The organism is Microbulbifer sp. CNSA002 (assembly GCF_047324085.1).
Lineage (GTDB): Bacteria > Pseudomonadota > Gammaproteobacteria > Pseudomonadales > Cellvibrionaceae > Microbulbifer.
The window spans coordinates 4052570-4074401 of record NZ_CP172449.1; the positions used below are offsets into that span (position 1 = coordinate 4052570).

Below are 21832 nucleotides of genomic sequence, written 5' to 3' on the forward strand. Positions count from 1 at the left end.
CATGCCACTCTCCAGGGCCTGAATTCCAAAACTCAATTAACGCAAAATTCTTTATAATTATTTAAAGGCCAAAGCCCCCAAACGCAGAAACCCCACCGGGCAAGCAGTGGGGTACTTACGTCTTCATCCAAGGCGGTTAAAACTTAATCCGCCACTACCAATACCTGTTCCGAAGGTGCTGGCATATGCATTTTTAATTTTTCTCGAGCGACCTGTTCGACCCGGCTATAGGCAGACCAGGCACTTTTCTCCAAAAGGAGACGCTCCTGCTCATAGCGCAATTCATCGTGGGCTTTTTGTGCCTTACCGAGCTCAGCAGTTAACTCTCGGCTTTGTTGGGTGGTATGAATAACAGATAGCGACGACAGTATTACCGCTATCCACATTACCCCCACTCCAAGTAGAGCCTTGCCAGACATAAACTCAGCTTCCCGCCAGCTTTTCTGCCACCCGCATTACTGCACTGCGGGACCGCTGATTTTCATCCACTTCAACCGTGTTGGCTTTCACTGCCTTGCCCACCGAACGCAGTGACTTGGCTATCTGACTATCCATAACCGGAAGGCCACGAGGCAACTGGGGACCGCGCTCTTTTTCCCGAATAAAACGCTTCACCATTCGGTCTTCAAGAGAGTGGAAACTGATAATCACCAGGCGCCCACCCGGTGCCAGCAACTGCAGGGATTTATCCAACGCACTCTGCAGATCATCCAACTCGCCATTAATATGAATACGAATAGCCTGAAAGACTCGAGTAGCGGGATGTTTACCTTTTTCCCAAGCCGGATTCGCCTCTTTCACAACCTCGGCAAAATCGAGGGTGCGCTCAAATGGTTTTTCCAGCCGGCGCTTTACAATGGCAGCGGCCATTCGACGGGCAAAACGCTCCTCGCCGTACTCTTTAAACACCCGGGCCATTTCGGCCTCAGCCTCAGTGTTGACCCACTCCGCTGCACTGATACCCCGACTGGTATCCATACGCATATCCAGGGGGCCATCCTGCATAAAACTGAAACCGCGCTCGGCCTGATCCAGTTGCGGCGAAGACACCCCCAGATCGAGCAATATTCCACTGACCTTACCGGCAGCTTGCCCGGCAGCCTTATCCATATCGGCAAAAGACCCATGCCAAATGGAAAAACGGGATTCGCCGGCAAACCGCTGCTCTGCAAATTCAACAGCCTGGGGATCTTTATCCACCCCTACCAACTGGCCATTGGGCCCCAAGTGCTCAAGGATTGAGGCGCTGTGCCCACCCCGGCCAAAGGTGCCATCGATATAAAACCCATCCGGCTCAGTCACCAGAGCATCTACGGCCTCGCGTAACAACACACTGCGATGCAATTCTTGAGACACCCGGTACTCCCCTTATAAAGAGAGGGATGCCATTTCCTCAGGCATACCCTCTTCGTCTTCACTATCATCGAGCCAGGACATCCAGCGCTCCTCACTCCAGAGCTCCAGCTTTTTCCCCTGGCCCACTAACATCAATTTCTTTTCCAGCCCCGCATACTCACGCAGAGTTGGCGGAATCAATACCCTGCCATTGCCATCCACCTGCAGCTCACAGGCATACCCGATCAGCAGGCGCTGAGCGCGCCGAGCCACTTTGTTAAAGCTGGGCAATGCTTCAATCTTCGGGAGAATTTGCTGCCATTGAGGCGACGGATACACCAACAAACAGCGTTCCTCTGTATGGGCAGTCACCACCAAGCACCCCGCACACTCATCCAACAGCCTATCGCGGACGCGTGCCGGTATTGCCAGACGCCCCTTGGCGTCCATATTGATTGCGTGGCTGCCCAAATACACGTTTAGTGGTTCTCGCTTTGGAGATCGCGCCTCTCGCGACTCACTCCCATATGGCAGGTCAATGGAGAAAGATGTTCGACTTTAACCTGGCGGTGTGAACACCCACTTACTTATCGCGAATAAACCACAAATTTCCACGATTTTCCACTTTTTCCCACTCCCGACACTATAAAACTGGTCGACACAAAGTCAAGGAATTCGACCCCAAAGTCCCCATAACCCCTTGTAAAATCGCGGCCTCCAGAGAAGTGGCGCATATTGGCACATTGAAACTAGTCGGAACAGCACTATCTGGCACGATCGCCCCCTTAACAGTTAATCAATTTTTTTGCGCCAAGAAGAGGCTTTAGCCGAAATTAAACGAGAAGAAATAGGCGAATACAAAGAGGGCTACCGGAGCCGGGACTACCACATCAGGCAAACAAAAAAGCCCGGCAAATGCCGGGCTTTTGAAATTGTTGAGCTGGCCTGTAAGCCGGGTTCTGTCGAGGACAATCATTCATCTGGGATGCCTGTCACCAGACACCTCAAGCGACCTACCCGCCCTCAGTGCGGGTCACACCTATAGAGGGCCTATTTGGTCTTGCTCCGAACGGGGTTTACCATGCCGCGGACTGTTACCAGCCGCGCGGTGCGCTCTTACCGCACCCTTTCACCCTTACCTGTACTCCCAAAAAAGGAGCCATCGGCGGTCTACTCTCTGCTGCACTTTCCGTAGGCTCGCACCCCCCAGGCGTTACCTGGCGTTCCACCCTATGGAGCCCGGACTTTCCTCCATCGCACAAGGCGACAGCGATTGCCCGGCCAGCTCGCGGCGAAGAGTAAAGAGGCGACAGACGGATTGCAACAGGCAATTGCAGCAATTAGTGTCTTATTTTTGCTCCAGGCTCCAGTTGTACAGGGCTTTCTTTTTCACTCCAGTAATTTCGGCAGCAATCGCCGCCGCCTTTTTTGGCGGTAACTCCGCCAGCAGCAGCGACATTACACGCTGTGCCTCCCCATCCAGCTCACTTTCGCGAGAGCGCTCTGCACCACGCACCATCAAAACAATCTCACCGCGCTGCTGATTGCTGTCAGCTCGGACCCACTCAACCAACTCAGCCAGAGGCATCAACTGAAAAGTTTCAAAGGCCTTGCTGACCTCGCGGGCTATCACCGCCTCTCGATTACCGCCGAATACGACAGCCATTGCTTCCAGAGTATCAGCAACCCGATGCGGGGCCTCGTAGAACACCAGGGTACGGGTATCACCGGCCAATTCCTGCAGGGCTCGCTCACGGGCACCGGACTTGGCCGGCAGAAATCCCTCGAAACTAAACTTGTCACTGGGGAGTCCGGCGGCACTCAGTGCAGAGACAAAAGCACAAGCCCCCGGTATCGGAGAGACTTTGATTCCTCGCTCTCGGGCTTCACGCACCAGGCGATAACCGGGGTCTGAGATCAGTGGGGTGCCCGCATCGGAAATCAGGGCAATGGTCTGGCCCTGCTCCAAACGCTGCAAAATCTGCTCTGTGCGCTTGTCATCCGAGTGATCGTGATATGCCATCAATGGCGTATCGATATTAAAATGGGAAAATAATCGCTGACTGTGACGTGTGTCCTCCGCCGCAACCAGATCGGCACATTGTAGAACTTCGATCGCTCGCGGTACCATATCGGCCAAATTACCAATGGGCGTAGCGACAATATAAAGCAGCGCCTGATCCGGCCCCATAGCTGTTCACTCCAAATATAAATATTGCGGGAGAAGATTATGTCCGCCTCTTCCCGGCGCACCTCTACTGTAATCACCAGAATGGCAGCTGCCTCACTGGCAGTCGCACTGGCTGCTTGCCAGACACCGGCTTCCCGGCCAAACGTTTACCAGCCGGATTATTCGGCCGGCCACACCGCAAGCCGCAGTGAAGCTGTACGTATGCTGCGCAGTGCCGACACCCTGCCGGCACCGGCGCGGGATCAACAGCGCCTGCAAGCGGCCGCTATTCTATACGAGCTGGGAGATAAAGAGACGGCAAAAGAGGCGGTAATCAAAATTACGCCCGAACAACTGGACGACAATCTCTTCGCCAGTTATGCACAGGTCTATGGCAGCCTCCTTGCCGCAGACGACGACTTCTTTGAAGCCCTCGACCTGGCAGCCTCTCCACGACTGGACAATGTGTGGTCGGAGCTGCCGCAAAAGACTGCCTTACCTCTACGCAGCCTACGGGCTGATCTGTGGGGACTTCTGGGCAATCTGGACAGCGCGATTAGTGAGCGGCGCGAAATCTCCTATATCGCCCGATCCGACGAAGCGATCACAGAAAATAACAACGGCTTTTGGCATCTCTTGACCCAGCTGCCCTCCAGTGAATTGCAGGCTCGCGCCACCCAAAGCAATGACACCCAGATGCGCGCCTGGTATCAACTCGCCCTGCTGGGCCGCGACACCCAGACGGATATCAGCTCACAGCTGACCGCCCTCAGCCGCTGGCGCGAGCGCTGGCCTGCCCATAGTGCCAATTCCCATCCGCCACAGGCACTGCAGCTGTTGGAGCGCTTGGCCGCCCAGCGGGCAGACCGCGTAGCGCTGCTCCTGCCACTGTCCGGCCCCCTGGGCAACGCCGGCAGGGCAATCCGGGATGGCTTTATGGCCGCCCACTACACCGCTCTGAATGCTGGCGGCGCAACTCCGAAAGTGATGGTTTACGACACCGGTTCCGATCAGCCATTCGAGGAAATTTACCAGAGCGCCGTAGATGCCGGTGCGCAGATGATTGTTGGACCACTGGATAAGAGCAAGGTAGCCAACCTGCTTGCCACAGAAAAACTGCCAGTGCCTACTCTCGCCCTCAACTACGGCGATGAGGGGCGCCTGACCACAGACCTGGTCCAGTTTGGCCTGGCAATTGAAGATGAAGCGCGGCAAATTGCCCAGCACGCCTACCGACAGGGCAAGCGACAGGCAATGGTCCTCACCGCTGACAATAGCTGGGGGCAGCGCGGCGCTGAAGCATTTGAAGAAGAGTGGCTGCGCCTCGGTGGCTCAGTTAGCATTCGCCGGACGTTTAAGGACAACAGCAAGTTCTCAGCCCTGGTCAGCGATGCCCTGTTAATTCCCGCCAGCAACACGCGCAAGAAGGAATTGCAGAGTCGCCTGGCGGCAAAGCTGGAATTTACCCCCAGGCGCCGTGACGATGTCGATATGGTATTCCTGGCAGCACAACCCCAGCAGGCGCGCCAACTCAACCCCATGCTGACCTACTACTACGCCAGTGACCTGCCCGTATACGCTACCTCTCATGTCTTTGGTGGCAGCATCAACCGCAATCGCGACAGGGATATGAACGGTATTCGCTTTACCGCCCTGCCCTGGCTGTTTGAAAGCAATCAAACCAAGCAGGATATCGAGGAGCAGGCGTCGCCCGCACCGGCTTTTGCCAGACTGTATGCCCTAGGTGCCGATGCCTTCCGCCTCTACCCGCGCTTGCCGATGCTGCGCCAATTCCCGGAACAGAAAGTACACGGTCTCACCGGCGCATTGAGCCTGAGCGCCGATGGCCGCATAGTGCGCGAACAAATGTGGGCGCGAATCGACAAAGGGGTGCCGGTGCCCATCACTACCGTCGAGCCCCAATTGCCGCAGCGGGAGCCGATCGAATTAAGTGGGAATCGTGAGGCTTTTTAAGGGCTCAAGCGGCACTGTCGGCAGCCAAATGGAGGCTGCCGCGGCCCGCTATTTGCAGCGCGCGGGGCTCACCTTATTGGAGCGCAATTATCGCAGTTCACACGGAGAGATAGACCTTATCGCCCGTGAAAGCGATACTGTCGTGTTCGTGGAGGTGCGCTTCCGCCGCAAGAGCCAATTCGGCGGGGCCGCAGCCAGCGTGGATTCACGCAAGCAAGCTAAGCTACTGGCCACTGCCAGCCGCTATTTGCAGCAACATAAACTGGACTGTCCGTGCCGCTTCGATGTCCTTGCCATAGATGGCGATGCACAAAACATCCAGTGGATTAAAAGCGCCTTCGAAGCCTGAGGCAAAACCGAGATTTACCCCGTCAAGTTATGGTGAGTTCGAGCTCACCTGAATTAAGGACACAATGGAACAGCGAGTCGTAACCCTTTTTCACCACAGCCTTGAAGCCACAATGAACGCTGGCGAGATACTGGCCCCGCTGATTGCAGAAGCCAGCGAAATGGTGGTGCATACACTCTTGGCAGAGAGCAAAGTCCTGCTCTGTGGCAATGGTGTCAGTGGCGCATTGGCGCAAAGTTTTAGCTCGCAACTGACCGGCGGCTTCCAGCGCGAACGCCCCGGCCTACCGGCTATGGCCCTCAACAGCGACGGCGTCTCCATGGGCACCGTTGCCTCGAACCACGGCGGTGCAGACACCTTCGCACACCCGGTTCGCGCCCTGGGGCAGCCCGGTGACCTTCTCGTAATTATCAGCAGCGATGGGCGCGACTCAAACCTGGTTCAGGCCATGCGTGCGGCTCGGGACCGGGATATGGGCATACTCGCACTGACCGGCGGTGATGGCGGCGACTGCGCCGCCCTGCTCGATACCCATGATATTGAACTACGGGTGCCATCCGATGTCGCAGCAGAGGTACACCAAGTACATCTTCTGACAATTTTTTGCCTGTGCGACCTAATCGACAGTAGTTTGTTTGGTGGCTACGAGGAATAAACGATGAACAACAAAAAGTTGACCCTGGGGAAATATCTCCTGGCTGCCCTCGCGGCAACCACCTTGTTAGCGGGATGCAGCACTGTATTGGAGGCCACCCATGACGGTCCCATACAGCAGGACCCCGGCGAGCGATCTTTTGGCACCTATATTGATGACCAGCGCATCGAGACGGTGACCACAGTCAATATCAACAAAGCTCACCCGGACCTGAAAACCTCGAATATCAATATCAATTCTTTTAATGGTGTTGTACTGCTCACCGGCCAGGTGCCCAGCCAGGAACTGCGCCTACTCGCCGGGCGCACAGCGGAACAAGTACAGAATGTTCGCCAGGTCTACAACGAAATTCAGGTGCGCGGCAAAGTCACTTTACTGGCCAGCACCAGCGATACCTGGCTAACCACCAAGGTGAAGAGCAACTTGTTTGCCAATAAGGAAGTAGACAGTGGTCGCATCAAAATTGTGACCGAGAATGGAGTTGTTTATTTGATGGGACTGTTAACTCCTGCCGAAGCGGAACGGGCAGCCGAAGTGACCCGCTCGGTAGGCGGGGTACAGAAGGTTGTGAAAGCAGTGGAATACATCAACTAATATTTCCCGCACTACACAAACAAAACGGAGGCAACTGCCTCCGTTTTGTTTGTGCTCAAGCCTGTAATTTATACGCGCTCTATAGCAACCGCTGTAGCCTCACCGCCACCAATGCACAGGCTTGCCACACCCTTCTTGGCATCGCGCTTTTCCATCGCTGCCAACAGGGTAACCAGGATACGGGCACCACTAGCACCTAACGGGTGGCCAAGGGCACAGGCACCACCGTTAACATTGACCTTCTCCCAGGGCAAATCGAGCTCACGCATTGCAGCCATAGTCACTACCGCAAATGCCTCATTAATCTCGAATAGGTCCACATCCGCCGCAGACCAACCGGCATTTTCCAGCAGCTTGTGCATAGCGCCGACCGGAGCCGTAGTGAACCACTCGGGCTCACGGGCAAACTGGGATTGCCCTTTGAGAACAGCCAGAACTTTCAAGCCGCGCTTCTCAGCTTCACTTTTGCGCATCAACACCAGCGCCGCAGCACCGTCAGAAATAGAGCTGGAGTTCGCTGCGGTTACAGTACCGTCTTTACGGAACGCTGGCTTTAGTTGAGGGATTTTGTCTGGACGGGCATTACCTGGGGCCTCGTCGACACTCACCTCAATCTCGCCTTTGCGAGAGGCAATCGTGACGGGGGCGATTTCACGAGCAAAATCTCCACTCTCAATCGCAGCCTGGGCACGCGCCAGAGATTCCAGGGCAAATGCATCCTGCTCTTCGCGGGTGAAATCGTACTTATCCGCAGTAGATTCGGCGAAAGTACCCATCAGCTTGCCATCCGCAGCATTTTCCAGGCCATCCAGGAACATGGAATCTTTAACCTCTCCATGACCGAGGCGCATACCAGAGCGGGCCTTGGCCAGCAGGTAGGGGGCATTGCTCATGCTTTCCATACCACCAGCAACGATAACCTTACCCTCACCCATCAGCAGGGCATCGCGGGCCATCATCACAGTCTTCATTCCGGAGCCACACACCTTGTTAACAGTGGTGCAAGGAGTGCCGACCGGGATGCCGGCACCCAGTGATGCCTGACGTGCCGGAGCCTGACCAACACCTGCCGGGAGCACACAACCCATCAGCACTTCATCCACATCGGCAGGTGCCACACCCGCGTCCTCAAGGGCTGCGCGAATCGCCGCAGCACCCAACTGCGGGGCAGTGAGGGCTGAAAGGCTGCCCTGCATAGCGCCCATTGGCGTACGCGACATTCCGACAATCACTACAGGGTCCGAAGTTACATCACTCATTCTGGCTGCTCCAAGTTCTGTGCCGTCATCACTGTGGTGGCGGCAATTGTTTTAATGTCGCCGCATTATAGCCGAAGCCCCACCCCGCTCCGCCAGGGGTGCGGCCGGTGCGCATCAGTATCAGCCCATCGTGTTACTATTTACGCCACCAACAGGGATAAATAGGGGAGCGTTATGGGATCTACGGGACTTATTGTGCTGGCGGTAGTCATCGCACTGTTCTTTTTCATCATCAGTATCTTTAACAAACTGGTTTCACTGAAAAACCACAGCGAAAATGCTTTTGCGCAGATAGAGATACAGTTAAAGCGACGCCACGACCTGGTACCAAATCTGGTAGAGAGTGCTAGGGCATACCTGAATCACGAGAGGGAAACCCTGGAAGCGGTAATCAGTGCGCGCAATACCGCAATTTCAGACCTTAAATCTGCCGCTAAAAACCCTACCAATCCGGCCGCTATCGATAAGCTCGGCCGCGCAGAAGGCCTTCTCAACAGCGCTCTGGGTCGCCTGAATATGGTAATTGAGGCCTACCCGGAACTGAAAGCCGACCAGACCCTTCGCGAACTCAACGAGGAGTTAAACAGCACCGAAAACCGCGTGGCATTTGCACGCCAAGCTTTTAACGACTGCGTCACCAGCTACAACATCTACAAGCAGAGCTTCCCCCCAGTATTTCTGGCCGGCCTTTTTGGCCACAGAGCCAACGCCCAACTGCTTGAGTTCGCAGACTCAGAAACCTTTCAAGTCGCGCCACGTATCGAGTTTTAAATATGAACTTTTACGTTCACCAGGACAAAGCCAAGCACAGCAGTCGTTTGCTGGTTTTCCTGTTCAGCCTGGCCCTCATTACCCTAATCAGTTTGAGTACCCTGGCTACGGCAGCCATGGTGTCACTGTCTCGCGGCCAACCATTTACTCCCTTTGAAGTTGTGCAACTTCTGGGCTGGGAGACCCTTGGCTCAATAGCCTTTGTCATCGGTACCGTCGTTATTCTGGGCAGTCTGTACAAGTTCCATCAATTATCCCCTGGGGGAAAGGCTGTGGCGGAATCCCTGGGAGGGCACAAACTTAATACTTCCGCGCGGACTGAGCGGGAAAAAAGAGCACTCAATGTTGTGGAAGAGATTGCTATTGCAGCAGGTATTCCGGTACCCGATGTCTACATCATTGAGGACAGCACCATCAATGCCTTTGCCGCTGGCCAAAACCCTACCAACGCCATTATTGGCCTGACACGGGGCTCCTTGGAAAAGCTTACCAGGGAGGAACTACAGGGAGTTGTTGCCCACGAGTTCAGTCATATTCTCAGTGGAGACATTCGTCTAAACACCCAAATCACCGGGCTGCTCCACGGAATCTTAATTATTGGACTTTTGGGGCAGCTCCTTGTCATAAGCCCGGCACCCCACAGGCGCATAACCCCCATAAGATATCCGCTACTAGGCCTGGGAATAACTCTGATTATCCTCGGCTACACCGGTACGCTGATCGGCAACCTGATCAAGGCCGCAGTCAGTCGGCAGCGGGAGTTTCTTGCCGATGCCTCCGCAGTACAATTTACTCGCAACAACCTCGGTATTGCCAACGCACTGAAGAAGATCGGTGGCCGCGATTTAGGCTCAGAACTCAGCAGCCCCAACGCAGCAGAGTTTAACCATATGTTGTTCGCGGTTGGAGTAAAACGCTCCCTGCTCAGCCTTTTTGCCACTCACCCTCCACTGCCAGTTCGCATCAAGAGGCTAGAACCCGCCTGGAATGGCCTATTCGCCAATACGGAAGAACAGGTAAAAAGTGAAGCCCAGACTTTAAAACCCAGTGAATTGCAAAATCCTCAGTTCGCCATGGCCGCTCCTACAGCGCCTTTCCAGGCTGCTCTGGATGCGGTGGACAACAGCATTGCCAAACCAGATACACATCAAGTCGAGCTTGGACATCAACTACTGAGCTCTATTCCACCCCTTATCCAGCAGGCTGCACACGAACCCTTTACCGCCCGGGCACTGGTTTACTACCTTCTTCTGCACAAGGATAAAACCGAGCGAGACAAACAGCTAAACCTCTTGGAGAAAATTGCCCATCCCGCTGTTATCCGCGAGATGAAAAAACTCACTCCACATATGCAATCACTGCCGAGCAACGCTCGCCTCGCATTGATAGACCTATGTATCCCGGCCTTGCGTGCCCTAGTCCCTCAGCAGTACCAGATCTTTAAACGAAATCTTATCAAGCTTCTACACAGCGATGGGAAAGTTGAAGTTTGGGAATGGGCCCTGTACCGGGTATTAATGCACGCGCTCGACGGCGCTCCAGATCGACAGCGCCTCTCCCACAGCAAACATGCCAACAAAGATGCTTCACGATTTATCATTGCAGCCATCGCCCATGCAGGAAACAGCCAATACCTTCCAGCAAAACGTGCTTATGAGAAGGGACTCAATGCTCTCAGCCTTGAAATAACCCCGCTACCCGGCATCATTGATATCACCCTGCCACGACTGGACAAGGCCATTGCAATCGCCAGCCTTATCCCGCCCCTGGAGAAACCCGGCTTACTAAAAGCGATTGTGATCACCTTGAATCACAATGGGGTAATTAAAGCGGAGGAGATCGAATTGTTAAGGGCCATCGCTGACAGCCTGGACTGCCCTATGCCACCGATTATCCATAAGGCTAGATAGCCGCACAACGCCAGCAGAAATGCTGGCGTTGTGGACTTTTAATGGGCATGGTGCTGATAAACCGGCCCGATGCCCACACTCCACAAAATGACGGAGCCAATAAGCACCGTAACCATCATTACCAGGGCAACGGTTAATACTGCACAGGCATACAGAAATGCTCGATCCTTATTCATATTCATCAGGATCGGAATGCCGGCAAAGACCAGGTAAATAGAATACATCCCGGCAATGCCTACGGACGCCATCGTGAGCCAGGGGTGCGGATAAAGGACGACGATACTCGCCAGGAAGATTGGCGTAGTAATAAACACCGCAAGTGCCGTCCCTTCATAATGGCGCGTGGGCTCATCGCCCTCAACCCCGTAGGATCGCGCCATCCAGTTAATAAACTCTCCGAGGCAATAGACGCCAACCAGCAATGCAAAGTAAGTAACAACCGACAGAACAGCTGCACTTTCAGGTGTCAGCTTTGCTAGATGTCCCCCAACCTGAAAACCTACCCGGGTAACCCCAAAGTAACCGGCCACGGTAGGAATCAACGCCAGAAGCGGCACATGAGTTACAAACACCTCAAAAAAAGAATGGCGATCAGCGCGTATCGCTTTCCACTCTTTTTCCGGGTTGGTAAGAATACCTATTGTATGACTGAGTATCCGCACACCAAATCTCCCTTCCAATACCCTGCTTTGCAGTATCGGTGGCGCACAACAGATTGACCAATGCCAAAAGGGAATTAAGCGTCACTTTCAAATTTACTTGATTTATATCAGCTGTGGACAGACAGGCAATTTCGCCCGCTGCGCTTCGCTTTATAAAGCGCTTGATCAGCCGCTTTAAGGATACTCTCGGGTTTCTTTAGTTTTTTATTGCGGTGGGCAACGCCAATACTCACAGTAACTTTTACTGGCTTCCCTCCACCCTTCCCCCTGAGCGAGGCCCCTGCGGCAAGACGCCCCGATGACCTTAGGCGCAGTGGGTAGCTTGAGATTTTCTCCCTGATTTTTTCCAATAAAGCTTCTTTCGCCTCGCGACTGCGGCCCGGAAGATAAATAACAAACTCCTCGCCGCCATAGCGAAACACGGTACCGTGAGAGTGGCGCGCGAGTTGAGCCGCAACCATTTGCAAAGCTTGATCACCCACTTGGTGCCCATAGCGATCATTCAGCTTCTTAAAATGATCGATATCAACCATGGCAAGACTGTAATTCCATGCTGGCGTCAGCATCTGATAGCGGAAGGCCCGCCTGGAATGAAGCCCAGTCAGTTCATCGCGAAACGCCAATTCATAACTGGCCCCAAGCAGCGAAGCGACCAACAATATTCCCGCTACAGACCCGGTAAACTCGAGAGGAAGGCTCAACCAAACACTGCACAGCAGCAAAATAGAACAACTAAACAGACCCATAGCGGTGGGGCCAGGGTAGAGAAAAAGTAAGGCAAAAGCACCGAGAGCGGAAACACTGCCAATCAATTGTGGCAACGAAAATGCGTCGGGTAAAAACCCAGACAACCCCCTGGGCAAATTCTCGACCGGAAATGCCAGCTTCAGCGGCGCGCAGCAATCGTAGAGCAAGACAAAACCCATCCCCTCAGCCAGCAAAAACAGGCCCCACAGCAGCCCAAAAATACTGAAGACACTGCGATCACGACTGCAAGTAAACAGAACAAGATTTACCGCAACCAGTGAGAGATAAAGTGGGAGATCCCTGTGCAAGCTGGGGAGCAACTGGGAGTGAGCCGCGATGTATAGGGCCATGATAAGCAGCGCTGCAAGCGCAACCCGGCTTGAGCGAAAACCAAAACTGAGCAATGCCGCCATAGCCAATAGCAACACAGGCAGCTGCGGACTGTATAAGTGGGTCAGATCGATCCAGGGGAGATACTGCGCAACGAGAAGCACCAGAAGCATCCCTGGCAGCCAAATAAAGCGCAGCCATTGAAGGTACGGCGGCATGACATTCGCGGCAATAAAAGATAACGCGACATTATACGGACTTGGGACAAGCGTATACCCGGAACCGAGTCACAAAAGTGGAGGAAGGGAACTGGCAGGGCTTCAGAAATCTGCCCTACCAGCGAAAAGGAGCACTATTTAACGACACGCAGAGCCGGTTTTTTCACCGATTTTTTACCCAAACTGGTGGGTGGCGTCGGTTCGGGCGGCTCTGGAGTTTCCTCGGCCTCAAATACCATCCCCTGCCCGTTTTCCCGCGCGTAGATTCCGACCACAGACCCCACTGGAACCTGGATATCTGTCGGAACCCCGCCAAAACGGGCGTTAAACCTGATGGCGTAATTATCCATAGTCAGACTGGCAACCGCTGATTCCGAGATGTTCAGCACTATCTGACCATCGTCGTTCACATGTTGTTGCGGCACCAAAACACCGGGGAGGTGCGTATCAACCAGAATATAAGGAGTGCACCGGTTATCGGTTATCCACTCGTAAAACGCCCGCAGAATGTAGGGACGATTGGATGTCATGGCCGGCTTGCTCACCAGTATTCCCTCAACGCATTTCCCGTTCGTATTCGGTCAGACTCTGCTGGAATGCCTCGCGGGCAAACAGGCGGTCCATATAATCCAGCAACGGCTTAACCTGTTTGGTTTTCGGAAGGCTGATTTCAAACTGCTCGAGGCGCCACAACAGCGGGGCCATGCAGCAATCTACCAGAGAAAACTCTTCATTAAAGAAGTACGGCAGGTCGGTAAACATCGGAGCGATACCAACCAGGTTGTCGCGCAGTTCTTTGCGAGCGGAGGCCGCGTCCTTACCACCAGCAAGGATCTTGTCCACCAGAGGACACCAATCGCGCTCGATACGATGCATGATCTGGCGGCTCTGCGCGCGGGCAACCGGGTAAACCGGCAGCAGCGGCGGATGCGGGAAACGCTCGTCCAGGTACTCCATCATCACTTTGGTCTCGAACAGAACCAAGTCGCGATCTACCAGGGTTGGCAGGGAGTTGTAAGGATTGAGGTCAGCGAGTTCAGCTGGTTTATCATCGGCGTCCACATCGGTGATATCGACAGAAACCCCTTTCTCTGCAAGTACGATACGTACTCGGTGGCTATAGTGGCTGCGACCATCGGAGAAGAAGGTCATCGAGGAGCGCTTGTTGGTAGGCACACCCATGTTCAAACTACCTCAAACTTTAAGCCGGCTAGAACCGACCTTTTATTCAAAATATAAAAGGGCAGTGAGTAAACCCACCACCCATTAGAGACAAACTAGCGACGGCTTTAGTGGTGCACGTCTTTCCAGTATTCGCGGTTCAGCAACCAGGCGAAGATAAAGAACACAAAAATAAACGCCAGCACATAGAAGCCAACACGTTTGCGATCTTCAGCCATCGGCTCAGCAATGTACTCCATAAAGTTGACGAGGTCATACATTGCCCCATCAAACTCTTCCGGTGTCATAGAGCCTTTCACCTTACCGACCTCCAGGCTACCACAGGCGGCATCCATAATCGGGTTGCCGAGCTCATCGCGGACAACTTTACCGTGGTCGCGCTTGGGACCAGGGGCACACTCCTGCAAGCCTTGCAGCTCCATCAGAACGTGAGGCATGGCCACACTCGGGAAGACCTTGTTATTTACCCCGGTAGCACGACTGTCGTCTTTATAGAAGCTGCGGAGGTAAGTGTAGAGCCATTCCGGTGAGCGAGAACGAGCAACCAGCGTCAGGTCCGGCGGCGCGGCGCCGAACCATACTTTGGAATCATCTGGACGCATGGAGATCGTCATCAGGTTGCCGATTTTGTCGTCACCCAAAACCAGGTTCTCCATCATCAACTCAACCGGGATATCCAGGTCAGTGGCCACACGCTCCCAACGAGAGTAATTGGCACTGTGACAACCCATGCAGTAGTTAACGAAGTACTTGGCACCGCGCTGCAGGGACGGCTTGTCCCGCAGATCGATATTGATGTGATCCAGCTCCACTTCAGATTCTGCACCTACCGCTTTAATCGGGATAAAGGTCAGCAGGCCGACAACGATAATACCGATAAACAGGATGCCGAAAGTTTTACCACCAGACGGGCTGGTTACACGCTCGGGCTCTGGGTAGACCTCATCGCGATTGGTAATCCAGGGCAGCAAAGTAAAGAAGGCAGCGAGCAGCAGAGTTACAACCACCATGAAAGTATTCACGGAGTAATTAGCTACCGCCATCCACAGGAACAGCACGCCGAAGATGACACAAACAGCCCAGGAGCCAATGCCTTTCTTACTCTTCGGATTCGTCCAAACCGGCATGGTCAGGAAGAAGGCGAAGTAGAACAGGGTCGCTACCTGAGACAGGAAGTTACGATCCGGGGTCGGAGATTTAACACCCAGGTAGCCAAGGATAATAAATACTGCAGCAAACAGAAGCAGCAAGCCCTTCGGCAACCAACCCTTGTAGCGGATCGAGCGAACCGGGCTCTTGTCCAGCCAAGGCAGCACAAACAGCACAGCAATAGCGGCACCCATAGCTACCAAGCCAAGGAATTTCGCAGTAAGCGGACCGATATCCATGGTAACCGCACGGAGGATTGCGTAGAACGGCGTGAAGTACCAAACCGGAGCAATATGCGGTGGTGTCTTCAGCGGGTTCGCTTCTTCGAAGTTAGCGTACTCCAGGAAGAAGCCGCCCATTTCCGGGAAGAAGAACACAACAGTTGCGAAGATAAACAGGAATACCGCGATACCTACCAGGTCGTGAACAGAGTAGTAAGGGTGGAAAGCAATACCGTCTTTGGGGATGCCGTTCTCATCCTTGTTCTTCTTGATCTCGATGCCGTCTGGGTTGTTGGAACCCACTTCGTGCAACGCCAGGATATGCAGAACTACCAGCAATACCAATACCAGCGGCAGTGCAATAACGTGCAGGGAGAAGAAGCGGGTCAGGGTAATACCAGAGATCAGGTAGTCTCCGCGAATCCACTCAACCAGGCTATCGCCAATATAGGGAACTGCTCCAAACAGAGAAACAATTACCTGGGCCCCCCAGTAGGACATCTGGCCCCAGGGCAGTACGTAACCCATAAAGGCTTCTGCCATCAGCACCAGGTAGATACACATACCGAAGATCCACACCAGCTCGCGGGGCGGCTTATAAGAGCCGTACATCAAACCGCGGAACATATGCAGGTACACCACCACAAAGAAGGCAGACGCACCTGTGGAGTGAAGATATCGTATCAACCAACCCCACTCCACATCGCGCATGATGTACTCAACCGAGGCAAATGCCTCCTCGGCAGAGGGGTTGTAGCTCATAACGAGCCAAATACCGGTCAACAGCTGGTTGACCAGGACCAATAGGGAGAAAACGCCGAAGAAATACCACAGGTTAAAGTTTTTGGGCGCGTAGTACTTGCCCATGTGCTTATCCCAGGCCTGGTAAATGGGTAGTCTCTGATCTACCCAATCACCGAAATCTGCGAGCCATTTCATGCGGTGCCCTCCTGGTCTACGCCAATCACGATTACATCGTCGTTTTCATAGGAATAAGGCGGCACCTCCAGGTTGGTAGGCGCGGGAACACCGGTATAAACACGGCCAGCCATATCGTATTTGGAACCGTGACAGGGACAGAAGAAGCCACCCATCCACTCATCGCCACCCAGATCGGCAGCACCCACTTCCGGGCGGTACATAGGTGCGCAGCCAAGGTGCGTACACAGACCAACCAACACCAACAGCTTTGGCTTGATAGAGCGGTTTTCCGGATCTACATAAGCTGGCTGGATAGACTCCTCGGAGTTAGGGTCGCGCAGTAGAGGCTCCACTTTCTCCAGGTCTTGCAGTATTTCATCGGTACGGCGCACAACATAGACCGGCTTACCTCGCCACTCTACAGTGACCATCTGGCCCGGTTCAACTTTGCTAATGTTGTATTTAACCGGAGCGCCCGCAGCTTTCGCCTTGGCACTCGGTTTCCAGGAAGCGACGAAGGGAACGGCAACCCCCACCGCACCCGCGCCACCAACAACTGAGGTGGCAGCGGTTAGAAAACGGCGCCGTCCTACATTTACACCGTCATCACTCATGACGTAGTTCTCCCATCACAGCGACCCCGATAGCCCGGAGATTCGCTGGCCCAAACCCAAAAAGTCTTGAAAGAAGTCCCGCCCCGGCAGATTGCCCGCGCGAATAAACCCCACAAATCAAGCGGATACAAATCGGCGCAATGTTAAAGAAAATGCCAATTTGATACAAGGCAATGCTATGGGGAACGTCGGGAATCACGCGGCGAAACCGCGATAAATCCAGCAAAAGTCATAAGAGCGCTGGATAACCACAGATACGGGAATATAAAAAAGCCCGGCAAAAGCCGGGCCAAAAAGAAAGCTTAACGCTTGGAGAACTGCGGCTTCTTACGCGCTTTGCGCAGACCCACTTTCTTACGCTCAACCTCACGGGCGTCGCGGGTAACATAACCAGCGGCGCGCAGCGGTTGACGCAGCGCTTCGTCGTACTGCATCAGGGCACGGGTCAGGCCGTGACGGATAGCACCCGCCTGACCAAAGGAACCGCCACCTTTAACAGTAACAGTGATGTCGAATTTCTCGACCATTTCAACCTTTTCCAGCGGCTGACGCACGATCATGCGAGCCACTTCACGGCCGAAGTATTCGTCCAGGGTGCGACCGTTTACGGTGATCTTACCTTCACCTGCTGTGAGGAATACACGAGCAGTGGAGGTCTTGCGGCGGCCGGTACCGTAGTATTGAGTAGTTGCCATCAGATTTATTCCCGTTTAGATCGCCAGTTCAATCGGCTGTTGAGCCACATGAGGATGTTCACTGCCGCTGTATACTTTCAGCTTCTTGAACATGGCACGACCCAAAGGACCTTTCGGCAGCATGCCTTTAACGGCGCTTTGAACGGTGCGCTCGGGCGCTTTTTCAATCAGCTTTTCAAAGCTGATGGATTTAAGACCACCAGGGTAGCCGGAGTGGCTGTGGTAGATCTTGTCTTTGGCCTTGTTACCGGTCACGCGAACCTTTTCTGCGTTGATTACAATGATGTAATCGCCAGTGTCCACGTGGGGCGTGTATTCAGGCTTGTGCTTGCCGCGCAGGCGGGTTGCGATCTCGGCAGCAATACGGCCGAGGGTCTTGTCCGCAGCGTCAACAATGTACCAGTCGCGTTTTACCGCCTCTGGCTTGGCACTGTAAGTCTTCATGTTATAAACACCTGTAATATGACCCCCAGAATTAGGGGCCGTCCCACAAAAGAGCGCGGATAGTACAAAAGGAGTGTATGCTTTTCAAGCGGAATTTACCCCGACTCGACAGACTTATTCAGGGCGATGGGGCCGCTCCAGATATTCGCGGGACTGCATCTCCAAAAGCCGACTCACCGTGCGCTCAAACTCAAACTTAAGATTCCGGCCGACGTACAGTTCCTCAGCTGGAACTTCCGCAGAAATCACCAGCTTCACGCACCGGTCGTAAAATTCATCCACCAGATTAATGAAGCGACGCGCCTGGGCGTCCATACGCTCATCAAACTTGACCACCGACCCCAGAAGCACCGTATGGAACTCCCTGGCCAATTCGATATAGTCATTTTGCGATCGCGGCCCATCGCACAGATCCACAAAATCAAACCACGCAACATCATCCGCTACTTTCAAGGCTCGAATTGGGCGCCCCTCCACTTGCAGCTGAACCTCGCTACGAGCTTCGCAGCCACTGACACTCAGCTGTGAAAAACTTTGCTCCAGACTGCTATCCGCCTCAGGTCCCAGCGGAGAATGATATAGCTCCAATATCTCCAGGGTGCGCAGCCGGTAATCGGTACCGCTATCGACATTAACCACCTTGGTGTACTTCTCCAGCAGATCGATGGCCGGGAGAAACCGTACCCTCTGCAACCCATCTTTATATAAGCCCTTGGGCACAATATTCGAGGTCGCCACCAGGGCCACCCCCCGGCGGAACAGCGCATCCAACAGACCGGCCAATATCATGGCATCGGCAATATCTGAGACGAAAAACTCATCAAAGCAGAGCACCCGAGCGCGGCGGGCAATCTTATCCGCCACCTTCTCCAGCGGATTCTTCTCCCCTGCGTACTCCTTTAGATCCTGATGAACTCGACGCATAAAGCGATGGAAATGGGTGCGCTGTTTTTCCGCGAACGGCAGGGACTCAAAAAACGCATCCATTAGGTAGGTTTTTCCGCGGCCTACCCCACCCCAAAAGTAGAGACCCTTCTCGGGCTCATTAGCGCGACTGCGAATGCGGGACAAAAAACTGATGATCGCACCGCGCTCAGACCGGGCCACCAGGCGCCGATGAAGATCCTGCAGCTCCTCAACTGCCTGACGCTGGGATTGATCCTCAACAAAGTCCGGACGCTGAAGATCACTCTCATAACGCTCAAGAGGGGAAGAAAATAGTGGTTTGGCGGGCAACATAGAGGAAAATTTCTTCGACTACTGAATAACTGGCGCGCACTCTATCAAATTCAACCAATCTACGCATAGACCGCGGAGAGACATGGTTGGCACCCTTTACAACAGTGCAACTACCCGAAATAGCCAGCCCTCCCCGCAAACTGGAACCAGGCACTAACCATTCTGCCGCAATTGACCGACAACATTAATTGTCAGCGTAATAATCGCGTATACTGGCCTCTCTATTATGAGGGGCAATAGCCACGAACGCGGGCTACCCAAAGTGCAGAAACCGGCTGGGCCAAGATTGGCAGCCTCATCTCTCCACGAGGCGATCTGTACAATAAAAAAGCAAGTTGAGGAGGTAGTAAGTGCACTCTACATCGGTATTAATTCTAGTCGGCGTCCTCGGTATGACCCTGGGTGCATTCCTCGCATTCCTGGCTGTGCGCGGGCGTACCAGTGTGGAGCGCTCAGAGGAACTGGAGCAGAGACTCCGCGAAGCCAACAACAAACTCGAAGATTTCCAGTTGCAGGTCAACGATCACTTTGACCAAACGTCACAACTTGTTCACAACCTCACCGAGAGCTATAAAGAGGTTCACGAATACTTATCTAATAGTGCGCTGCGCTTATCCAGCCAGGATATCGGCCGCCAGATGCTAAAAGCCGGCAGTGGAAAACTAAAAGACAACGATGAGAAATTGCAGGATATAGAGCCACCTCGCGACTGGGCCCCCAAGGAACCTGGTGCCAAAGGCACGCTTGCTGAGGACTACGGGCTCGAAAAAGAGGCCCATGAGAGCAGCTAATAATTAATAAGCTGTACGAGATGATGAAACGCAGTTTTCCAAGCAATAAAAAAGGCGGGTAATCACCCGCCTTTTTTATTCGGCACTTACAGGCTCTGATAGTAATCCATCAAAATCTGCGCCACTTCAGGGCGAGAAAACTCTGGGGGCGGCGCAATACCATCACCCAACATTTCACGCACTTTAGTACCTGAAAGCAGAATAAAGTCTTCTTTCGTGTGATCAGGAACATCACGCATCATCACCACCTTATTCAGCTTTTTGGAATAAGCGGTGTGGTCGGCACGGAAAATCTCAATCTCAAGAGCGCCTTCGGGTACCTTTTCATCGAAGATTGTCTGAGCATCGAAAGCGCCGTAGTAATCGCCAACGCCGGCGTGATCACGACCGACAATCAGGTGGCTACAGCCACAGTTCTGGCGGAACACCGCATGCAATACCGCTTCGCGCGGGCCAGCATACAACATATCGAAGCCATAGCCGGTCACCATCACAGTATTCGCCGGGAAGTACAATTCTACCATCTTGCGAATGGAGGCATCGCGCACCGGAGCAGGGATATCACCTGGCTTCAGCTGGCCAAGCAGCATATGAATCAGCACACCATCGGCTTCCACCCCGTCGAGGGCCATTTTGCACAGCTCTTCGTGCGCGCGGTGCATCGGGTTGCGAGTCTGGAAGGCTACAACCTTATTCCAGCCACGCTCCTTGAATTCATTGCGAATCTCAACCGCGGTGCGGAAAGTATCCGGGAAGTCATTCTGGAAGTAGCTAAAGTTCAGCACTTCGATCGGGCCCGATACTAGAGTTCGACCCGCAGACTTAAAAGTTGCGACACCGGGGTGTTTCTCATCCAGAGTGCCAAACACCTGCTCAGCCATGGTGTCCATTTGCTCTTCTGAAATGGTTTCGATCGCCTCAACATCCATCACGGCGAGAACCGGATTACCCTCGACATTCGGGTCACGCAGGGCAATACGGGAGGCACCCTCAATTTCACTAGCGTCTTTAACAACATTAACAACCGGCACCGGCCAGAACAGGCCGTCTACTGTGCGCAAGGTTTCAGCAACACTCATGGCATCTGCCAGATTCATATAGCCGTGCAACGGATTGAAGTATCCCGCCCCGAGCATCACCGCGTTAGCGGCGGCTGCCGAACTGACCACGATTGACGGCAGGGACTCCGCTTCATGCATCAACTGGTGATGCCTTTCACTGTCATATACAAAGCGTGGCTGAAGCTCAACGCTGCCATGGGGGCGGACTAGGGACATTTAGGTCTCCAAAAACAGTAGTTACCGGTTAGTCTTAAAATTTCGATTGGCCATTATACGCATCTATCGCAAGTGACCAATGCCAATGGCATACAGGAGCCACATTATACCCTCCAAATACAACCCCTGAGTAACTCCAAGGCCTCCCCAGCTCAGTGAACACATTTAGATGCCGAATAATCGCTATACGGTAGGACTAGAATTATAAACGACCCCATAGCCGCTCAAAAACTGGCCCAACAACCAACCCAGGTTGCTAAGAAGTTATTACCGCGAAAAACTCACTCCATCAAACGCAACAATTTCCTCCCGCAAACGCCATGTG

At 53.7% G+C, this 21832-nt stretch carries 22 protein-coding genes and 1 other RNA gene; 7 read left to right on the forward strand and 16 right to left on the reverse strand.

Features of this window, described 5'->3' with window-relative positions; translation table 11 throughout:
• Window positions 1-143 precede the first annotated feature (143 nt).
• The 5 genes from ftsL to rsmI form a co-directional block, all read right to left on the reverse strand.
• On the reverse strand, window positions 144-419 hold the full coding sequence (gene ftsL / locus ACG1BZ_RS17990) for a cell division protein FtsL (RefSeq protein WP_413663017.1): 276 nt from the start codon (window positions 417-419) through the stop codon (window positions 144-146).
• Window positions 420-423: 4 nt separating this feature from the next.
• Complete coding sequence (gene rsmH / locus ACG1BZ_RS17995; protein ID WP_413663018.1) at window positions 424-1356, reverse strand: 16S rRNA (cytosine(1402)-N(4))-methyltransferase RsmH; 933 nt, start codon at window positions 1354-1356, stop codon at window positions 424-426.
• Between the two features lie 12 nt (window positions 1357-1368).
• Entirely contained in the window at window positions 1369-1812 is a 444-nt protein-coding gene (mraZ, locus tag ACG1BZ_RS18000; protein ID WP_282933875.1) for a division/cell wall cluster transcriptional repressor MraZ, read from the reverse strand.
• A gap of 455 nt (window positions 1813-2267) precedes the next feature.
• Window positions 2268-2624, reverse strand: an RNA gene (rnpB, locus tag ACG1BZ_RS18005) — RNase P RNA component class A.
• A 59-nt stretch (window positions 2625-2683) separates the two neighbouring features.
• Window positions 2684-3526, reverse strand: coding sequence for a 16S rRNA (cytidine(1402)-2'-O)-methyltransferase (gene rsmI / locus ACG1BZ_RS18010; RefSeq protein WP_413663019.1), 843 nt, complete (start codon window positions 3524-3526; stop codon window positions 2684-2686).
• 39 nt (window positions 3527-3565) lie between these two features.
• Between rsmI and ACG1BZ_RS18015 the strand changes: the two genes are divergently transcribed.
• From ACG1BZ_RS18015 to ACG1BZ_RS18030, 4 genes are all read left to right on the forward strand, one after another.
• Window positions 3566-5479: a penicillin-binding protein activator gene (locus tag ACG1BZ_RS18015; protein ID WP_413663020.1), complete on the forward strand. Its 1914-nt coding sequence runs from the start codon at window positions 3566-3568 to the stop codon at window positions 5477-5479.
• Window positions 5466-5828, forward strand: a complete 363-nt coding sequence (locus ACG1BZ_RS18020; RefSeq protein WP_413663021.1) for a YraN family protein — start codon at window positions 5466-5468, stop codon at window positions 5826-5828. The genes ACG1BZ_RS18015 and ACG1BZ_RS18020 overlap by 14 nt, the downstream gene beginning before the upstream one ends.
• 64 nt (window positions 5829-5892) lie before the next feature.
• Window positions 5893-6483, forward strand: a complete 591-nt coding sequence (locus ACG1BZ_RS18025) for an SIS domain-containing protein (RefSeq protein WP_108734203.1) — start codon at window positions 5893-5895, stop codon at window positions 6481-6483.
• 3 nt (window positions 6484-6486) lie between these two features.
• Window positions 6487-7077 (forward strand): BON domain-containing protein, encoded by a 591-nt coding sequence (locus tag ACG1BZ_RS18030; protein ID WP_413663022.1) that lies wholly within the window; start codon window positions 6487-6489, stop codon window positions 7075-7077.
• A 68-nt stretch (window positions 7078-7145) separates the two neighbouring features.
• Here the strand turns inward: ACG1BZ_RS18030 and ACG1BZ_RS18035 are convergent, their stop codons facing one another.
• Entirely contained in the window at window positions 7146-8336 is a 1191-nt protein-coding gene (locus ACG1BZ_RS18035; RefSeq protein WP_413663023.1) for an acetyl-CoA C-acyltransferase, read from the reverse strand.
• 174 nt (window positions 8337-8510) lie between these two features.
• Between ACG1BZ_RS18035 and ACG1BZ_RS18040 the strand changes: the two genes are divergently transcribed.
• Both ACG1BZ_RS18040 and ACG1BZ_RS18045 read left to right on the forward strand, forming a co-directional pair.
• Entirely contained in the window at window positions 8511-9107 is a 597-nt protein-coding gene (locus tag ACG1BZ_RS18040; RefSeq protein ID WP_413663024.1) for a LemA family protein, read from the forward strand.
• 2 nt (window positions 9108-9109) lie between these two features.
• Window positions 9110-11017, forward strand: a complete 1908-nt coding sequence (locus ACG1BZ_RS18045) for a M48 family metallopeptidase (protein WP_413663025.1) — start codon at window positions 9110-9112, stop codon at window positions 11015-11017.
• 38 nt (window positions 11018-11055) lie between these two features.
• On the opposite strand, the gene ACG1BZ_RS18050 is transcribed toward ACG1BZ_RS18045, so the two are convergent.
• From ACG1BZ_RS18050 to zapE, 9 genes are all read right to left on the reverse strand, one after another.
• Entirely contained in the window at window positions 11056-11679 is a 624-nt protein-coding gene (locus tag ACG1BZ_RS18050) for a Yip1 family protein (protein ID WP_413663026.1), read from the reverse strand.
• Window positions 11680-11786: 107 nt separating this feature from the next.
• Complete coding sequence (locus ACG1BZ_RS18055) at window positions 11787-12974, reverse strand: GGDEF domain-containing protein (protein ID WP_413663027.1); 1188 nt, start codon at window positions 12972-12974, stop codon at window positions 11787-11789.
• A 134-nt stretch (window positions 12975-13108) separates the two neighbouring features.
• Window positions 13109-13504: a ClpXP protease specificity-enhancing factor gene (locus tag ACG1BZ_RS18060; RefSeq protein ID WP_108735312.1), complete on the reverse strand. Its 396-nt coding sequence runs from the start codon at window positions 13502-13504 to the stop codon at window positions 13109-13111.
• A 25-nt stretch (window positions 13505-13529) separates the two neighbouring features.
• Window positions 13530-14156, reverse strand: a complete 627-nt coding sequence (locus ACG1BZ_RS18065) for a glutathione S-transferase N-terminal domain-containing protein (protein WP_108734210.1) — start codon at window positions 14154-14156, stop codon at window positions 13530-13532.
• Window positions 14157-14263: 107 nt separating this feature from the next.
• A complete protein-coding gene (locus ACG1BZ_RS18070) occupies window positions 14264-16465 on the reverse strand; it encodes a ubiquinol-cytochrome c reductase (RefSeq protein ID WP_413663028.1) in 2202 nt (733 codons plus the stop codon).
• Complete coding sequence (gene petA, locus ACG1BZ_RS18075; protein WP_413663029.1) at window positions 16462-17061, reverse strand: ubiquinol-cytochrome c reductase iron-sulfur subunit; 600 nt, start codon at window positions 17059-17061, stop codon at window positions 16462-16464. The genes ACG1BZ_RS18070 and petA overlap by 4 nt, the downstream gene beginning before the upstream one ends.
• Window positions 17062-17363: 302 nt before the next feature.
• Entirely contained in the window at window positions 17364-17756 is a 393-nt protein-coding gene (gene rpsI, locus ACG1BZ_RS18080; RefSeq protein ID WP_413663030.1) for a 30S ribosomal protein S9, read from the reverse strand.
• A 15-nt stretch (window positions 17757-17771) separates the two neighbouring features.
• On the reverse strand, window positions 17772-18200 hold the full coding sequence (gene rplM, locus ACG1BZ_RS18085; RefSeq protein WP_108734214.1) for a 50S ribosomal protein L13: 429 nt from the start codon (window positions 18198-18200) through the stop codon (window positions 17772-17774).
• A gap of 114 nt (window positions 18201-18314) precedes the next feature.
• Window positions 18315-19439: a cell division protein ZapE gene (gene zapE, locus ACG1BZ_RS18090; RefSeq protein ID WP_413663031.1), complete on the reverse strand. Its 1125-nt coding sequence runs from the start codon at window positions 19437-19439 to the stop codon at window positions 18315-18317.
• Window positions 19440-19789: 350 nt separating this feature from the next.
• On the opposite strand from zapE, the gene ACG1BZ_RS18095 reads away from it, so the two are divergent.
• Window positions 19790-20230, forward strand: a complete 441-nt coding sequence (locus ACG1BZ_RS18095; RefSeq protein ID WP_157954137.1) for a YhcB family protein — start codon at window positions 19790-19792, stop codon at window positions 20228-20230.
• Between the two features lie 86 nt (window positions 20231-20316).
• Here the strand turns inward: ACG1BZ_RS18095 and sat are convergent, their stop codons facing one another.
• Window positions 20317-21507, reverse strand: a complete 1191-nt coding sequence (gene sat / locus ACG1BZ_RS18100; protein WP_413663032.1) for a sulfate adenylyltransferase — start codon at window positions 21505-21507, stop codon at window positions 20317-20319.
• Between the last annotated feature and the right edge of the window lie 325 nt (window positions 21508-21832).

What these genes read in the sequence shown, in the direction of transcription:
- ACG1BZ_RS18065 (WP_108734210.1), bottom strand. Translation starts at nt 14,156, where the DNA reads ATGGGTGTGCCTACCAACAAGCGCTCCTCGATGACCTTCTTCTCCGAT.
- ACG1BZ_RS18055 (WP_413663027.1), bottom strand. Translation starts at nt 12,974, where the DNA reads ATGCCGCCGTACCTTCAATGGCTGCGCTTTATTTGGCTGCCAGGGATG.
- ACG1BZ_RS18045 (WP_413663025.1), top strand. Translation starts at nt 9,110, where the DNA reads ATGAACTTTTACGTTCACCAGGACAAAGCCAAGCACAGCAGTCGTTTG.
- ACG1BZ_RS18035 (WP_413663023.1), bottom strand. Translation starts at nt 8,336, where the DNA reads ATGAGTGATGTAACTTCGGACCCTGTAGTGATTGTCGGAATGTCGCGT.
- ACG1BZ_RS18025 (WP_108734203.1), top strand. Translation starts at nt 5,893, where the DNA reads ATGGAACAGCGAGTCGTAACCCTTTTTCACCACAGCCTTGAAGCCACA.
- ACG1BZ_RS18030 (WP_413663022.1), top strand. Translation starts at nt 6,487, where the DNA reads ATGAACAACAAAAAGTTGACCCTGGGGAAATATCTCCTGGCTGCCCTC.
- rplM (WP_108734214.1), bottom strand. Translation starts at nt 18,200, where the DNA reads ATGAAGACTTACAGTGCCAAGCCAGAGGCGGTAAAACGCGACTGGTAC.
- ftsL (WP_413663017.1), bottom strand. Translation starts at nt 419, where the DNA reads ATGTCTGGCAAGGCTCTACTTGGAGTGGGGGTAATGTGGATAGCGGTA.
- ACG1BZ_RS18040 (WP_413663024.1), top strand. Translation starts at nt 8,511, where the DNA reads ATGGGATCTACGGGACTTATTGTGCTGGCGGTAGTCATCGCACTGTTC.
- sat (WP_413663032.1), bottom strand. Translation starts at nt 21,507, where the DNA reads ATGTCCCTAGTCCGCCCCCATGGCAGCGTTGAGCTTCAGCCACGCTTT.
- rsmI (WP_413663019.1), bottom strand. Translation starts at nt 3,526, where the DNA reads ATGGGGCCGGATCAGGCGCTGCTTTATATTGTCGCTACGCCCATTGGT.
- ACG1BZ_RS18070 (WP_413663028.1), bottom strand. Translation starts at nt 16,465, where the DNA reads ATGAAATGGCTCGCAGATTTCGGTGATTGGGTAGATCAGAGACTACCC.
- ACG1BZ_RS18015 (WP_413663020.1), top strand. Translation starts at nt 3,566, where the DNA reads ATGTCCGCCTCTTCCCGGCGCACCTCTACTGTAATCACCAGAATGGCA.
- zapE (WP_413663031.1), bottom strand. Translation starts at nt 19,439, where the DNA reads ATGTTGCCCGCCAAACCACTATTTTCTTCCCCTCTTGAGCGTTATGAG.
- ACG1BZ_RS18060 (WP_108735312.1), bottom strand. Translation starts at nt 13,504, where the DNA reads ATGACATCCAATCGTCCCTACATTCTGCGGGCGTTTTACGAGTGGATA.
- petA (WP_413663029.1), bottom strand. Translation starts at nt 17,061, where the DNA reads ATGAGTGATGACGGTGTAAATGTAGGACGGCGCCGTTTTCTAACCGCT.
- rpsI (WP_413663030.1), bottom strand. Translation starts at nt 17,756, where the DNA reads ATGGCAACTACTCAATACTACGGTACCGGCCGCCGCAAGACCTCCACT.